Origin of the sequence: Cellvibrio sp. ARAG 10.3 (assembly GCF_051846955.1) — a bacterium.
In the GTDB taxonomy this organism is placed as follows: domain Bacteria; phylum Pseudomonadota; class Gammaproteobacteria; order Pseudomonadales; family Cellvibrionaceae; genus Cellvibrio.
The window spans coordinates 151,415-166,160 of sequence record NZ_JBPYCU010000009.1 but is presented as its reverse complement, the minus strand read 5'-3'; the positions used below and the strand labels follow the sequence as shown (position 1 = coordinate 166,160).

Sequence of the window (14,746 nt, the reverse complement as noted above, 5' to 3'; positions counted from 1 at the left end):
TACCATCGGATTAAGCTATCATAACCGTTGTAACTAACTGAACCCGAATTTTTTTGCCAGCGCCAGATGGCGCTGGTTTTTATAAATCATAGAAGGACACTATCTGTCATGACAAAACTATCTCCCACTTTTGGCAGTCTCACTCACCTCCCTAGTCCTTCCAAGACCTTGCTTAATAAGCAAGCCATGAAAGATTACGTTTACTTTTCCGATAATACGAAAGGTCAAACGGGAAAGGCCGTAAAAATAAAAATTGACTTGTTTCCTCGTTTTGCAGCTTTGGTTGATCCTAAGACTCACAAGGGTCAGACGATTATTCGTCAAATCGAAAACCTGCGTATGATAAATGGAGCAAGCGCTGGTGTTTACTCCAATGCGAACTGTGCTTTTCGGTACATGCTTCAGGTTCCCGGCCTTAAAGTTTTTTACACCGTTTTGGACGGTATGGGGCAGAGTGGAAAAGAGATTTTTATTGGAGACCTCAAACTGGATTACAAAGAAGGTAATGATAAAGCGGGTCTTTATGTCTATAACGCATTTTCCAATCAATACAAAAAGTGCCAGCAGACAGATCTGAATGGTAAGTCGGTCTACTTAAACGGCCAGTGTAAAGATTTCCAGGCCGCTTTAGAAAATGCCAGATCCAGAGTGGCTTTAGCTAAGGATAAGTTAGCTTTGTTTTATTCGCCGGGACACTGCATTAATGAGTTAGGTGTGTGGGAGTCTCGGGAGACTGCACAAAAAACTCGTGACGCTGCTTGCAAACTGTATGACGTGATCAAGTTTAACTATGATAAAAAGGTTGAGTGGATCGCCGAAGAAGGTGGGGCTGAGATTTTATCAAGAGCACTTGATAGCTTCAGTGGAAACTTGTCGGGACATAAATTCCGCTTGATTGACCCACTCACGAACACGCCAGCGTTATTGCAAAAGTTAACGTCTAAAAATTCAAAGCCGACAATTGATGAGATTGCTCCGGTGGCATACACCGGAGCTAACCGTGCAACTAATATATACATGGAGTCACAGAAGCAATCGATTATCAGTGCTTTAAAGGCACTCCGAGTAAAAGGGTATGCCGAAGATCCGCACCAGTCTACGATAGCTAGCCTAACGGAAAATTCCGATATTCTTCCAGTGAGGAAAAATCAACAAGCAATGAACAACGCTGCGGCTTTGAATAACAAAGTTAGTCATTCAAAGAGCGTTAGAGTTACACCCGATAAAGCCGCATTAACTTTCATTGCAGCATTGAAAAGAGTGTGATATGAAATTTCAACACAATGTTGTAGGTCCTGATTTTAGCAAGGCGGATATCGTTAATTTCTTTTTTAGCGAAGCTGAAGTCTCACTTGTGATTCCACAAGATCCAGCCTCTACAGGCCTCGGATACCTGGCTTCACAAGATCAAACAGTTCTCCCTGACAAGCCTGATAATCACTGGGTCACACATCCTTTTGGTTTTCGTATCTTCGACTTGGTTAGTAAATCCTGGTCGTATATAGATCAGGATATAGAAGACGATGTGGCGATTACGCACTTCCAGCTTAATTTAATCGAAGTGCCTGAAACCATGCGCGAAGAAATAAATCCTCTCAGCAAGCGGGGGTTTGTCGAGTGGTTATTCAAATTCTTTCGCATGATTGCTGTTGAGGGAGACACTTCATTGCTTGGCACAGATGTTGAGCTGGAAAATATGAAGGCCAATATGATGCCTCTGTCCATTGGGGAAATAGAGCTGTACCCTGCTGGCATTTTGAATTGGCCAATGCTAACGATCAAATCGCCCTATGATGACGATGATGAAGCAAATGCGGCTCGGGACCCGGGTTATTTTATTTATATTCCGTTAACTGAAAGTTTGTTTCTCTACATTGATCATTCAGTTTCAATTTTGTCCAGCGAGAGCAGCCCTATTACTTTGTCGAAATCTGAAATGCTCAAATTAAAGCGCGATATTTTAATGGAAATACTCGCTAGTATAAGGGTGACATATTCGCCTAAGATTCTATCGTTGATCGAAGAGTGTAATTCTTAAATAGCAAAGTCAGAGAATTTTAAACTTTCCCGCGCACCAATAAAAAAGCCGCTATCAAAAAATGATAGCGGCCTTTTCATACATCAACTAAACCAAACTAACGTTTCGCATATGCCGGTGCTTTCCCACGATGCTCTGAGTGAGCACGCTTGGGTGTGTCTGTGCCTTGTTTCTTGGGAGCAGAAGAACCTGGGTTCGTTGCCCGTTTTTGTTGAGAGTTGGCTGATCCTGGTTTACGTGGCCCATGAGAGCTCTTCGCTCCGCTTCCGCCGTTACGATTGCTATTACCTCTGCCGCCACCGTTTCCACCACCGCTATTGCCACGACCAATTGTCATGTTGCGGCCCAGCTTGATCGGTTCTGCTTTGATACTTGGATCAGGCTCGAAGCCCGACAGGACCACTTTCTCAATATCCCGTTTGATTAGCTTTTCAATATCGCGCAGGAATTTTTGTTCGTCCACACACACCAGTGAAATGGCTTCGCCTTCACATTCAGCGCGGCCGGTGCGGCCGATGCGGTGTACGTAGTCTTCCGGTACGTTGGGTAATTCATAGTTAACGACATGCGGCAACTGATCAATATCGATACCGCGGGCGGCGATGTCAGTGGCTACTAAAACGCGAATAGCGTTGCGTTTAAAATCTTCGAGTGCTTTGGTGCGCGCACCCTGGCTTTTATTGCCGTGGATCGCGGCGGCGCTGATGCCGTCTTCAATTAATTGTTCGGTCAGTCGGTTGGCGCCGTGTTTGGTGCGGGTAAATACCAATACCTGTTGCCACTGACCGGAGCCGATGAGGAACGACAGCAGCTCGCGCTTGCGGTGGCGATCCACCGGATGCACGCGCTGGGTAACACGTTCAGAAGCGGTATTGCGACGCGCCACTTCGATCAGGGTTGGGTGGTTCAACAGCTTGTCGGCCAGTGCTTTGATCTCGTCAGAGAAGGTGGCAGAGAACAACAGGTTCTGGCGTTTTTGCGGCAGGAGCGCGAGCACTTTTTTGATGTCGTGAATAAAGCCCATGTCCAGCATGCGGTCCGCTTCATCGAGCACCAGTACTTCCAGCTCATTTAATTTCACCGCGTTTTGCTGGACCAGGTCCAGTAAACGTCCGGGTGTGGCCACCAGAATGTCCACGCCGCCGCGCAATTTCATCATCTGCGGATTGATAGAGACACCACCAAATACAACCGTGGAGCGCAAGGGCACGTATTTGCCGTAGGTGCGCACACTTTCAAATACTTGCGCCGCCAATTCACGGGTGGGCGTGAGGATCAGCGCGCGTACCGGGCGGCGGCCATTAACGGGTTTGGTAGTTTGGCTGAGTTTTTCCAGCAGCGGCAAGGTGAAGCCGGCGGTTTTGCCGGTGCCAGTTTGCGCCGCTGCGAGAATGTCCCCACCGTTTAATACGGCAGGAATGGCTTGTAATTGAATGGGTGTCGGGGTGCTGTAGCCTTCATCAGCAATAGCACGCAGCAGTTCGGCCCGTAAGCCGAGGGATTCGAAAGACATAAGGTTTATTCCTGTCGCTCTGCCCACCAAACAGCATTTGGCACGGTCCGGGAGAGCTGGAAGTGTCGCGGCAGATGATCTGAAAGATGGCAAGCTGCAGCGAAAAGGGAGGCGACGCCGACCGAAGTGCGTCGAGCCGCGCATACTACGCACAATCTGACACAAACGCCAGCACTATATTGCGGGCGAGGCGGTGACGCTCCCTGTCGCCTATCCCTTATTCCACCGCTGGTTCCGGGTCCGCTGGCTTACGCGATTTGGCCAGGTGCAGGATAAACAGGCAGATCGTACTCAGGATCAAAAAGCCACTGGTCACCGGCACCAGGGTGCCGTTGTACATCTGGCCGATGGCGGTGCCGATGATCATGGACATGATCGAAGAACTGGCGCCGATGATGGCTGATGCGATACCGGCAACATGGCCCATAGGCTCCATTGCCATGGCATTAATGTTGCCGAATACCAGCCCGAAACAGAAAAACACTACTGCCGCGTAAATTAAAAACATCCACAAATTAACGGGTATCAGCATTTGTACTGCCAGGAAGATCGCGGAGCTGATAATCAATCCGCGTACGGCGCGACTGCACAAGTAATCCATTCCCCATTTTTCCACAAAGCGCGCATTCACCAGCGAAGCCACGCCAAACAAGAGTGCAAGCACACCGAAGTACACTGTGAATAATTTGCCGGTGTTAAACAACTCCTGGAAAATTTGTTGGGAAGAGTTGAGGTAACCAATAAAACTGCCGAAGAACAGGCCCATGCACAAGGTGTAACACATGGTGTGATAGTTGCTGACGACCTCTTTAAACCCGTCTAAAAAGCCGGTGGTGGAGAAGGCAATGCGGTGTTCTTTGGGTAAGGTTTCTTCGAGACGGAAAAAAATCCATAAACCGATAATCGTCGCATACACAATATACAGGACGAAAATATAACGCCATGAGCTAACCAGCAACACGGCTTGCCCAAGGCTGGGCGCAAGTGCGGGGACCATAATAAAAATCAACATCACCAGCGACATGATGCGAGCCATTTCATTGCCGGTATATTTATCGCGCACAATGGAAATTGCCGAAACGTAGGGTCCGGCAACGCCGAGGCCCTGAATAAAACGCCCGAGCAACAGGGTGTTGATATCCTGCGCAAAGAAGCAGACCAGGCTACCCACCAGAAACAAACAGATGCCGGCGTACAGGATCCTTTTGCGTCCGGTAGCGTCAGACAGCGGGCCACACACTAACTGGCCTAACGCCATTCCCAAAAATAATGCGCTGATGACGTACTGCGCCTGGTTAGGGTGAGCGAGAGAAATATCCCGGCTGATGAATCCAAGGGCGGGTAATAACGCGTCTATAGAGATAGCCACAATCGACATCAACAACGCGATCAACAATGTAAATTCCCGTGCGGAAATACGGGACGAGGTAGGGTGAGTGGAGTAATCAGACATATAAAACTTCCGTTATAAAAGAATCTACCTGACAGGCCGCAGCCTGGCCGACATCATACCCAAACTGACCGTCAGTGGCTGTCAGTAAGTGTTAACCCTTAGTCGATTGATAAGCACTGAAATCGACGATCTGATGAAAAAATGTTGGGTCATTGAGTTTACGTAAGCGAGGGACCTTCCCAAATATGGGATAAAACTGATGTTGGTTCTCCCATAAACGGGATTCCATCAAACCTTAAAAAGCATTTTCCAGAGATATCAAGATGTTACGAATTGACAATAACGCTGCTGTGGGGAAAACCTGCCAGTCTCTTATATTCACTGATTCACCGCTTACCATACACATTCAAGGTTGAATAACATGCAATTACACGACACCAACAAGATAGACCAACAAAGCCAACAGGTGAACACCTATCTGCCGGCGCTAACCGGTATTCGATTCTTCGCGATCCTGCATATTTTTTGCTTCCACCTGTGGACGCTTTATGACATGGATAAAGAACCCGGTGTTGAGAATCTTCTGCGGGGTATGGGGAATCTCCCGAAGGGATTCTTGACGTATCTGTCAAACGGTTGGATGTCCACCAGTTTCTTCTTTCTACTATCCGGTTTTATTCTGGCTTATTTGTATTGGGGTAAAGATGGTCAGTTAACCGTTCCGCGAAAAACCTTTTGGGTGATGCGTGCTACAAGAATTTATCCGATCCATGTGGTGTTGATTTTATTGTCATTGGGTGCGGCGGGTTATCACCTTGCTAACGGCGTTAGTCCTCTCATGCTAGTAGCCAGTGCGGTGGCAACACTGACCTTGGTGCAAGCGTGGTATCCGGAGTTTGTACCCATGTGGTCATGGCCGACATGGACAATTTCGGCATTGGTTTTTCTCTATGCCGTCATGCCGTTTCTTTTACCGCCGCTGGCGAAGTTGTCACACCGCAAAGCTGTCTTGTGGTTGTGCGCGCTTCCGGTTATTTCTCTGCTGCCTACGGTTATTTATGCGTTCTACTTTCCGCCTGGCGCTGAGCCACAACAATTCTGGCAAATCTTTATTGGCTCCACACCGCTCTTTTGGCTGGCGCACTTTGTTGCTGGCATATTGCTCACCAAGGTATTTTCATTGTCTCGCTTTAATCCCGTGAATACTAACGGAAGTTCTCCCTGGTTTGCCTGGGGCGATGTGGCATTGGTTGCTGTAATCGCTATCGCTTGTATACCCGATATTCAGGAGCCGTTTAAATTTTTCTTACGTCACGGTCTGATGATGCCGCTGTATATGGTCATTATTGTTGACCTCGCCCGAGGCAAGGGGCTGGCGGCACGGCTATTTTCCGGTCGTATTATGAGCTTCCTGGGTGAGACAGGCTTTTCCATCTTTATCTGGCAAAACCTGGTGATGATGGTGTGTTGGGGCATCGTGATGATGAATCCGGATGCGGGGGATAATCAATTTTGGGGTGCGCTTATCAGCATTATTGTGCTTGGTATCTTTAGCACCTACGTATTGGAGAAGCCTGTCGCTACATGGTTGCGTCGGAAAATAATAAAAACTAACGAATGAACGTGTATGAAGCAGCCGCAATTATCCGTCGCAGACTTTGCAACATCCGGTTCTTAAAGGAACCACGGTTTCAACTGACACTGTGCGATGAAGGATGCGGCATCAGCAACATCGATAATATGTTTGTCCCGTTTTACAGCACCAAAAAACACGGCACCGGTATTGGGCTTGTGCTATGCAGACAAATTATCGAAGCGCATGACGGCCGCATTACTATCACGAATCAAACAAACGCGCCGGGTTGTTGCGTGCGCGTTGAATTGCCTTGTTGTTGACTACATTACCCCACGCACATGCTGTTTGACCTTGTTGAAATAAAATTGCTTAAGCGCTTCATGCAGCGCGGATGAAAGCGGTGATAGCGCGCTGACCGTCACATTTTCTTTCACCTGTTCCGGCCTGCTCGCACCGGTAATCACCGTGCTCACAGCGGGGTGATCGAGAATCCAACGCATCGCCAGTTGCACTAGCGTCATATCCTGCGGCGCCATTGTTTTTAACTCATCCGCTAAATCAACCGCTGTGGTAAATGGAATACCGGAAAAGGTTTCCCCCACACTGAACGCCGCGCCGTCTTTGTTGTAGTTGCGATGATCGGTTTCGGCGAAGGTCTGGCTTTTTTTCATCTTGCCGGACAAGACGCCACTGGCCAGTGGCAAACGCACGATGATGCCCACATTATTTTCTTGCGCTATGGGAAAAAGTTCGGTTGCCTGATCCTGGCGAAATAAATTGAAGATAGTTTGAATCGACGTGAGCTTTGGATGCTTAACGGCAAACAACGCTTCGTCCATGGTTTCCACACTGACGCCGAAATGCTTGATCAACCCTTCCTGCTGAAAATCCTCCATCCATGCCAGTAAATCACCGGCTTTCAAAACGTCGGTAGGCACACAATGCAACTGCGCCAGATCCAGCGCTTCAACACCGAGCCGCTTAACCGAACCCGCGAGGTTCGCTTTTACTTTGGCTTTGGTGTAGTCATTGGGAAATAGCTGGCCATCGCGGCCGACTTTGGTGGCGATAAAACGCGCGGCGGGATTTTCACGGGTGTAGTTGCCGATGCGTTGCTCACTTAAACCGGCGCCGTAGACGTCGGCGGTGTCCCAGAAGTTGATCTGGTTTTCATCGGCGGCGCGCAGAATCTGGTTTGCGCGATTGTCATCCACCGGACCAAAGTCGCCGCCGAGTTGCCAGCAGCCGATGCCGATTTCGGATACGTCGTAGCCACTTTTGCCGAGTTTTCTGTAGTTCATTGTTTGTCTCCTCTTGTTAGCGCTCGGGTGGGGAGTCTACAGGTTTGGGTGGTTAATGAGTGTTAAGTTGGTGTTTTGGTTGGGGGGGGCGGAATCAGGTAAAGGGGTGCGAGACACGCCGTGAACCCGTCCGTGGGGGCTCATCACCGACATCCCTGTCGGTGATGGTCTCGCACCCCTTTACCTGATTCCTCACGTCACCATTGTGCTGCTATTCAACTTTTTTTGAGGAAAAAGCGCGCCTTTAGGACGTCCCTTCATGGCTTCAAGTATCGGCAGGTATGTTGTTTGATCAAATTCTACCGGGGCGCTTAAGTTTGTACTCTTTCAGTCTTTCCAACATCTAAGGCGATTTTCCTGAAAGCCGATTTAGAGAATTTCCCTGTTTTCGTTTTTAAAAAGAACACAAATGCTGAATATGGCACAGCGGGGATTGGGCAGAAGCCCTTGAGACCATCACCGACATGGATGTCGGTGATGAGCCCCCACGGATGGGTTCACGGCGAGTCTCAAGGGCTTCTGCCCAATCCCCGCCCCCTTATTACCTCCCAAAAACCTCGCCAAAGTTTTGACTACAAATTCCGCACAACATCATAACTCATTGTAAAAAAAGAACTTTTTATCTTGGCACCACCTTTGCAAACACCCTCTATAACCCAACCCACCCGCGCATTTTTTGACGCGACATCCAAAACAGAGGAGTGGCCCATGGTCCCGGGCGTGCAATCTGCAACCAAGGTCGTATCCCTGCTGCCAGAAAATAAAGGCGAACAAGGGCAAGACCTCAAAAAAGCCTTCGAGCTATTCAACCAGATGTCCCAGGAACTGGTTGACTCCTACCAATTGCTCGAAAACCGCGTTGCCGAACTCAACCAGGAACTCAACAGCGTCGCCGACCAGCGCCTGCAAGAACTCGCCGAAAAAGAACAAATCGCCAATCGCCTCGAAAACCTGCTCAATTTCCTCCCTGGCGGCGTCGTTGTACTCGACTCCACCGGCAGGGTATCCGAATGCAATCCCGCCGCCATCGACCTCCTGGGTGAACCCCTGCAAGGTGAACTGTGGCGTGAAGTCATCGCACGCAGCTTTGCGCCGCGCCAGGACGATGGGCATGAAGTCTCTACGCGCGACGGCCGCCGCATCAGCATCTCCACGCGCAACCTGGGCGTCGACGGCCAGATTATTCTGCTGACCGACCAAACCGAAACCCGTCGCTTGCAAGGTGAATTAAGTCGCCACGAACGTTTATCCGCGCTGGGCAAGATGATGTCCGCGTTGGCGCATCAGATTCGCACGCCCTTGTCGGCGGCCATGTTGTACGCCGGGCATTTGTGTAACGGCAAACTGGATGAAGAGCGGCGCCAGCAATTTTCAGAAAAGATTTTTAATCGCCTCAACAACATCGAGCGTCAGGTGCAGGACATGCTGTTGTTCGTGAAAGGCGAATTGCCGCTGAACGATGTGATCAGTGTGTCGGAATTACATCTGGCGCTGGCGGAGGCGATGGAGGTGCCCTTGATGACGTCTGAATCGCACTGCGAGTGGATCAATAACTGCCGCGAGCAATACATTCAATGTAACCGCGAAGCGCTGATTGGTGCCTTGTTAAATCTGGTGAATAACGCGATTCAGGCGGTGGATCAAAAAGCGCAGTTGCGTATTGAATTCAGTTTATACAACACGCAAACCGACGCGCCGCCGCAATTATTGATTCGCGTACTGGATACCGGGCCGGGCATTCCGCAACATTTGTTGAGTTCTGTCGGCGATTTATTTGTGACCACCAAAGCCCAGGGAACGGGTTTGGGGTTGGCGGTGGTGAATGCGGTGGCGCGTGCGCATCGCGGAAAATTTTATTTGCAATCCAAAGTCGGGCAGGGCACTTGCGCGTCTTTGGTTATGCCTTTGGCTGAATTACATTAATCGGAGATCTCCCCATGGCACTGGCCGCACAACAACAGACTTTTGCTGACGCCATCAAAGTCCTGGTGGTTGAAGACGATAACAACCTGCGCGAGGCGTTATGCGATACCTTGCAACTGGCGGATTACGATGTGTTACTCGCCAGCAGCGGCGAAGAAGCGCTGCAACAATTGGCGCGTGTGGACGACGTGCGCATGATCGTCTCCGACGTCAACATGGGTGGCATGAGTGGCCATGAATTATTGCGCGAAGTAAAACAGCACCATCCGCAAATTCCGATGATGTTGATCACCGCTTACGCCAGCATCAGTGAATCTGTTGAAGCGATGAAACAAGGCGCGGTGGATTACCTGGTCAAGCCATTCGCACCGCAAATCCTGGTAGAAACCGTAGCGCGCCACGTGGGTGTTGCGCAGTTTGCCGGTGATGAGCCGGTGGCCCAGGCCGCGTCCAGTAAACAATTATTGCTGCTCGCGCAACGCGTCGCACAATCAGATTCCACCGTATTGATCGTGGGCGAATCCGGCACCGGTAAAGAAGTTCTGGCCCGTTATATCCACAATCATTCACCGCGCAGCAAACAACCCTTTATTGCCATTAACTGTGCAGCCATTCCGGAAAATATGCTCGAAGCCATGTTGTTCGGTCACGAGAAAGGCGCCTACACCGGCGCGCACAGCAGTGCGCCGGGTAAATTTGAACAAGCCAATGGCGGCACATTGTTGCTTGATGAAATTTCCGAGATGGATATCGGCTTGCAGGCAAAATTATTACGCGTGTTGCAGGAGCGTGAAGTGGAGCGCTTGGGCGGGCGTAAAACCATCAAACTGGATGTGCGCGTTATTGCCACCTCCAACCGCGATATGCGCAGCGAAGTCGCCGCTGGAAAATTCCGCGAGGACTTGTATTACCGTTTAAGTGTTCTGCCGTTGCAGTGGGCACCGCTGCGGAATCGGGTGGAAGATATTATTCCGCTGGCAGAAAAAATCCTGCACAAACACGCACAAAAACAAAATCGCGGGCGCGTTAGTTTAGCGGCATCGGCACAACAGGCGCTATTGGGTTACCGGTGGCCGGGTAATGTGCGCGAGTTGGATAACGTCATGCAGCGCGCATTGATTTTACAAATCGGCACCGCGATTCAGGCCGAGGACCTGGGATTGGAAAGTACCGGTTTGTATAACACGACCATGAACAGCCCAGTCGCTGATACCTTCAGCAGACCTGCACAATCACACTCCCAGGATAGCTATAACCAGGACACCTCATCGTTAAACCCCTTTGCCCGCCAAGCGGAACCTGTGGGGCAGCCGAGCATGTCAGGTGGTATGTCAGCCATGAATCATCTTCACGTGAATAATGTTGATCCACAGCATTTGATGTTGATTGATCCCAACCCGCACAAAAGCCCGGCGTTGGGTAATGACCTGAAACGCCACGAGTTTGAAATCATCATGAACGCGTTACGTATGGAGCGCGGCAGCCGAAAAAATACCGCCGAACGTCTCGGCATCAGCGCGCGTACCCTGCGTTACAAAATTGCGCGGCTGCGGGAAGAAGGCTTTGAAATAACGGAATAGAGGGAAAGGGGGAAGAGGAAAGAAAGGCAGTGGGCGGTAATGAGTTTAATATTGATAATCATTATTGTTGCTGGTAACCTTCTGTCGCATTAATTTTCCTCAGTTCTGCTGCCTGGTTAAGGATTTTCCCCCATGTCTTATTCCAAATCTTCTGGTGTGTGCCTGTTGCTCTGTGGCGCGGCTTTGGCTGTGCCGAGCCTGGCTGATCTTCCGACCGAAGTGATGATTGTTACCTCCAGCCGCGTTGAAAAGCCCTTGAGTACCATCCCGAATACCGTGACGGTTATCGGTCAGGTGGAACTGGAGCAACAACTGTCGGTACAACATGATTTGTCGACGGTGCTGGGCAATTTGATTCCGGGCTTTTCGCCGAGTCGCCAGAAGATGACCAGCGCCGGGGAGACGCTGCGCGGACGCAAGCCGCTGTACATGATCGACGGCGTACCGCAATCCAATCCCTTGCGCGACGGTGGCCGCGATGGCCATACCATTGACCCGGCAGTGCTGGAGCGGGTTGAAGTCTTGCACGGCGCCAATGCGATTCACGGGCTCGGCGCCTCCGGCGGCATCATCAACCTGATTACCAAAAAGCCGGGCAGCGGGCTGGATCAAAGCATCCGGCTGAGCACCGGGTTCCAGACAGAAGATCTGGGAGACAGTGCCGATTACGGCGTGACTTACAGTGTCTCCAACAGCTTTGGGCAATCCGACATACTGGCCAGCCTGAGCTATCGCAGCAACGGCCTGGCCTATGACGCCAACGGCGACATCATCGGCGCCGACAACACCCAGGGCGATACCATGGATTCTGATTCCCTGAACGGCTTTATCAAAGCCGGTTACAACTGGGATGATCAGCGTATCGAATTGATGGTGAATACCTTCGATATCGAAAGTAATAACGAGTGGATTTCCGTCCCGGGTGATGTGTCTGAAGGCATCCCCAGCAGCGCTGTCAAAGGCGATATTGAAGGCGAGGGCGCGCGCAATAACGTGACGGCTATCAGCCTTAATTACACCAATGATGATTTCCTCGGCCACAGCTTGCGCATTCAAGGTTTTCGTCAGGATTTTGAAGCAACCTACGGCGCGGAAGCGGTCCCGTTGGCCACCTTTCAGGACCCGGCTTATGGCCCTGACCTGATTGACCAGTCGCAAAATAATTCTGAAAAACTGGGTATGAAAATTACCCTCGCCAAAGATGATGTCGCCGGCCTGCCGGTGAGTCTGGTTTACGGTATGGATTTGCTGGAGGATAAAACCTGGCAAGCCCTGATTCAGACCAATCGTGCCTGGGTGCCGGAGACAAGCTACCTCAACTACGCCCCATACGCGCAGGCAGAATTCACCGGCATTGAAAACCTGGTGATCACCACCGGCGTGCGCTATGAAAAATCCAAACTGGAAGTGGACGACTTTACCACGCTCGCTTCTTACGGCAGTCAATTTGTTGAAGGCGGCAAACCGGAATTTTCCGAAACCTTATTCAACCTCGGCAGCACCTATCAATTAACCAATGAATGGCGGGTATTCGGCAACTACGCCGAAGCTTTTTCCATGCCGGATGTGGGCCGTGTATTGCGCGGCATCAATCAACCCAACCAGAGCGTCGACAGCTTTCTGGATTTAACGCCGATCCTCACCGAGAGCAATGAGTTCGGGATTGAATATTCCAGTGCCGATGTGAAAGCGCAATTGAGTTATTACACATCGGAATCCGATTTCGGTGAACGTTTGCAACGCGGCGCGGACGGTGTTTACACCGTGAATCGTGAGAAAACTGAGATTGAGGGCTGGGAATTGAGCACCCAATGGGCCGTCACTGATCTCGATTTGTTGGGACTGCGCTACGCCCAGGCCGAAGGCCGTTATGATTCGGATGACGACGGTCGCGTGGATTCCGATCTGGACGGTACCAACATTGCACCGGATCGTTTGAATATCAGCTGGGATCGCGCCTGGTCCGACGCATTCAACTCACGCCTGCAAGTCAATTATTTGTTTGATCGCTCCGTAAAAAACAGCAGCGGTACAACCATCAATGAGTTCGAAGGTTACACCACGGTTGACCTGAGTACCGACCTTGCCGCGTGGGGCGGCACGATCAGCTTTGCGGTGCAGAATCTTACCAATGAAGATTATTTCACCTACTACTCCCAAAGCAGCCCCAACGACATCCGTAACTTCAAAGGGCTGGGGCGCAGTTTTAATCTCGGTTACCAAAAAAGTTTTTAACAACCTATCCGGTTCCGAATAATGCCCAGCAGCCGTTCCCGCCGTTCCCAAGGTGCCAGCACGCTCGAGCGCTGGCACCTGTGGTGCGGATTAGTCGTAATGGTATTTCTGCTACTGGCCGCCGCGAGTGGCATCATCCTGGTGTATAAAAAACCGCTGATTCACCTCGTGATGGTGCCACAGGCTGAACTACCCGCAGACTACGACATAACGCAAATGGCGGTACAACTGGATGTCATTGCCACACGTATCGCACCAGCACAACGGGATTTAATCAAGGCGCCCAATCCGGAAGAACCCTACTGGACGCTAACCGGCATCGACAAACAGCAAATCCAATTGCTCGCGATAGACACCCTCGAACCCTATCAACACAATCTCTGGTTGCTTGATATTTTTGCGTTCATGCGCATCCTGCACACAGAATTATTTACCGGCGTTATCGGGGAGGGAATCTTGTTGGTCAGCGGGGTCGCGGGTTTATTTTTGTGTATCAGCGGAATTATCTTGTGGTGGCGCACCAAACGCAGCTTTCGCTGGCGCTGGGTATTTCCCAGACACATCAGCGCGCGGTATTTGATGCATTACCACCGCCACAGCGGAGCCTTGGCATCGATCATACTCGTGGTGATATTGCTCACAGGCTCGATCATGTTATGGCAAAAACTGGTCAGTCCATTACTATCCCCGGCGCCGTCCACCCTACTGCCGAATCACCTGGAACAGGTCATACCTTCAAACTCAGCAGACGCGGCTCCGTCACAATTTTTACTGGCCGCCCATGAATTTATTCCCGACGGCTGGCCCACCTACATACGCCTACCCGCCGTCAATGCCCCGGATGCCAGCATCCGTTTTCGCCTGCCGAACGAATGGCACCCCAACGGCCGGACCTCAGTAAAAATTAATTCCGCTAACGGCGACATCACCCTCAGCGCCCGCTCCGACGAAGTCAGCCCCGCGCGGCGGTTAGTCAATCAACTCTACCCGCTGCACTCGGCCTATGGCATGAACGCTGTTTATGTATTTTTGGTGTTTTTAGGTGGGATAACGCTGATTTGGCTCAGTCTGACTGGCGGCATCAGCTACTTCAAAAAGAGATCAACACGCTGATTTATTTTTAATCTTTTTTCCATCTAAGAAGGGTAGACCTTGGCACGATACAAGTTTGCCGTTTAATGTGCTTC

General features: G+C 50.6%; 11 protein-coding genes. 8 read left to right on the top strand and 3 right to left on the bottom strand.

Features of this window, described 5'->3' with window-relative positions; translation table 11 throughout:
- Positions 1-108 precede the first annotated feature (108 nt).
- Complete coding sequence (locus ACSV5M_RS13145; protein ID WP_439176692.1) at positions 109-1,266, top strand: hypothetical protein; 1,158 nt, start codon at positions 109-111, stop codon at positions 1,264-1,266.
- A gap of 1 nt (position 1,267) precedes the next feature.
- A complete protein-coding gene (locus ACSV5M_RS13140) occupies positions 1,268-2,038 on the top strand; it encodes a hypothetical protein (RefSeq protein WP_439176691.1) in 771 nt (256 codons plus the stop codon).
- 97 nt (positions 2,039-2,135) lie between these two features.
- On the opposite strand, the gene rhlE is transcribed toward ACSV5M_RS13140, so the two are convergent.
- Both rhlE and ACSV5M_RS13130 read right to left on the bottom strand, forming a co-directional pair.
- Positions 2,136-3,551 carry an ATP-dependent RNA helicase RhlE gene (rhlE, locus tag ACSV5M_RS13135; protein WP_439176690.1) on the bottom strand — a complete coding sequence of 472 codons (1,416 nt, stop codon included), beginning with the start codon at positions 3,549-3,551 and terminating at the stop codon, positions 2,136-2,138.
- A gap of 217 nt (positions 3,552-3,768) precedes the next feature.
- Complete coding sequence (locus ACSV5M_RS13130) at positions 3,769-5,004, bottom strand: multidrug effflux MFS transporter (RefSeq protein WP_439176689.1); 1,236 nt, start codon at positions 5,002-5,004, stop codon at positions 3,769-3,771.
- Between the two features lie 361 nt (positions 5,005-5,365).
- Between ACSV5M_RS13130 and ACSV5M_RS13125 the strand changes: the two genes are divergently transcribed.
- Positions 5,366-6,565 (top strand): acyltransferase family protein, encoded by a 1,200-nt coding sequence (locus tag ACSV5M_RS13125; protein WP_439176688.1) that lies wholly within the window; start codon positions 5,366-5,368, stop codon positions 6,563-6,565.
- Positions 6,562-6,840, top strand: coding sequence for an ATP-binding protein (locus tag ACSV5M_RS13120; protein ID WP_439176687.1), 279 nt, complete (start codon positions 6,562-6,564; stop codon positions 6,838-6,840). Before ACSV5M_RS13125 ends, ACSV5M_RS13120 begins: the two co-directional genes overlap by 4 nt.
- Here the strand turns inward: ACSV5M_RS13120 and ACSV5M_RS13115 are convergent, their stop codons facing one another.
- Positions 6,841-7,821 (bottom strand): aldo/keto reductase, encoded by a 981-nt coding sequence (locus ACSV5M_RS13115; protein WP_439176686.1) that lies wholly within the window; start codon positions 7,819-7,821, stop codon positions 6,841-6,843.
- A 708-nt stretch (positions 7,822-8,529) separates the two neighbouring features.
- On the opposite strand from ACSV5M_RS13115, the gene ACSV5M_RS13110 reads away from it, so the two are divergent.
- From ACSV5M_RS13110 to ACSV5M_RS13095, 4 genes are all read left to right on the top strand, one after another.
- Complete coding sequence (locus ACSV5M_RS13110) at positions 8,530-9,744, top strand: sensor histidine kinase (RefSeq protein ID WP_439176685.1); 1,215 nt, start codon at positions 8,530-8,532, stop codon at positions 9,742-9,744.
- A gap of 14 nt (positions 9,745-9,758) precedes the next feature.
- Positions 9,759-11,324, top strand: a complete 1,566-nt coding sequence (locus tag ACSV5M_RS13105; RefSeq protein ID WP_439176684.1) for a sigma-54-dependent transcriptional regulator — start codon at positions 9,759-9,761, stop codon at positions 11,322-11,324.
- A gap of 132 nt (positions 11,325-11,456) precedes the next feature.
- Positions 11,457-13,559, top strand: a complete 2,103-nt coding sequence (locus ACSV5M_RS13100; RefSeq protein WP_439176683.1) for a TonB-dependent receptor — start codon at positions 11,457-11,459, stop codon at positions 13,557-13,559.
- A gap of 21 nt (positions 13,560-13,580) precedes the next feature.
- Positions 13,581-14,672: a PepSY-associated TM helix domain-containing protein gene (locus tag ACSV5M_RS13095; protein ID WP_439176682.1), complete on the top strand. Its 1,092-nt coding sequence runs from the start codon at positions 13,581-13,583 to the stop codon at positions 14,670-14,672.
- Positions 14,673-14,746: the final 74 nt, after the last annotated feature.

Excerpts from the sequence above, each read along its gene's own strand:
- ACSV5M_RS13145 (WP_439176692.1), top strand. The coding sequence starts at position 109 with ATGACAAAACTATCTCCCACTTTTGGCAGTCTCACTCACCTCCCTAGT.
- ACSV5M_RS13140 (WP_439176691.1), top strand. The coding sequence starts at position 1,268 with ATGAAATTTCAACACAATGTTGTAGGTCCTGATTTTAGCAAGGCGGAT.
- rhlE (WP_439176690.1), bottom strand. The coding sequence starts at position 3,551 with ATGTCTTTCGAATCCCTCGGCTTACGGGCCGAACTGCTGCGTGCTATT.
- ACSV5M_RS13130 (WP_439176689.1), bottom strand. The coding sequence starts at position 5,004 with ATGTCTGATTACTCCACTCACCCTACCTCGTCCCGTATTTCCGCACGG.
- ACSV5M_RS13125 (WP_439176688.1), top strand. The coding sequence starts at position 5,366 with ATGCAATTACACGACACCAACAAGATAGACCAACAAAGCCAACAGGTG.
- ACSV5M_RS13120 (WP_439176687.1), top strand. The coding sequence starts at position 6,562 with ATGAACGTGTATGAAGCAGCCGCAATTATCCGTCGCAGACTTTGCAAC.
- ACSV5M_RS13115 (WP_439176686.1), bottom strand. The coding sequence starts at position 7,821 with ATGAACTACAGAAAACTCGGCAAAAGTGGCTACGACGTATCCGAAATC.
- ACSV5M_RS13110 (WP_439176685.1), top strand. The coding sequence starts at position 8,530 with ATGGTCCCGGGCGTGCAATCTGCAACCAAGGTCGTATCCCTGCTGCCA.
- ACSV5M_RS13105 (WP_439176684.1), top strand. The coding sequence starts at position 9,759 with ATGGCACTGGCCGCACAACAACAGACTTTTGCTGACGCCATCAAAGTC.
- ACSV5M_RS13100 (WP_439176683.1), top strand. The coding sequence starts at position 11,457 with ATGTCTTATTCCAAATCTTCTGGTGTGTGCCTGTTGCTCTGTGGCGCG.
- ACSV5M_RS13095 (WP_439176682.1), top strand. The coding sequence starts at position 13,581 with ATGCCCAGCAGCCGTTCCCGCCGTTCCCAAGGTGCCAGCACGCTCGAG.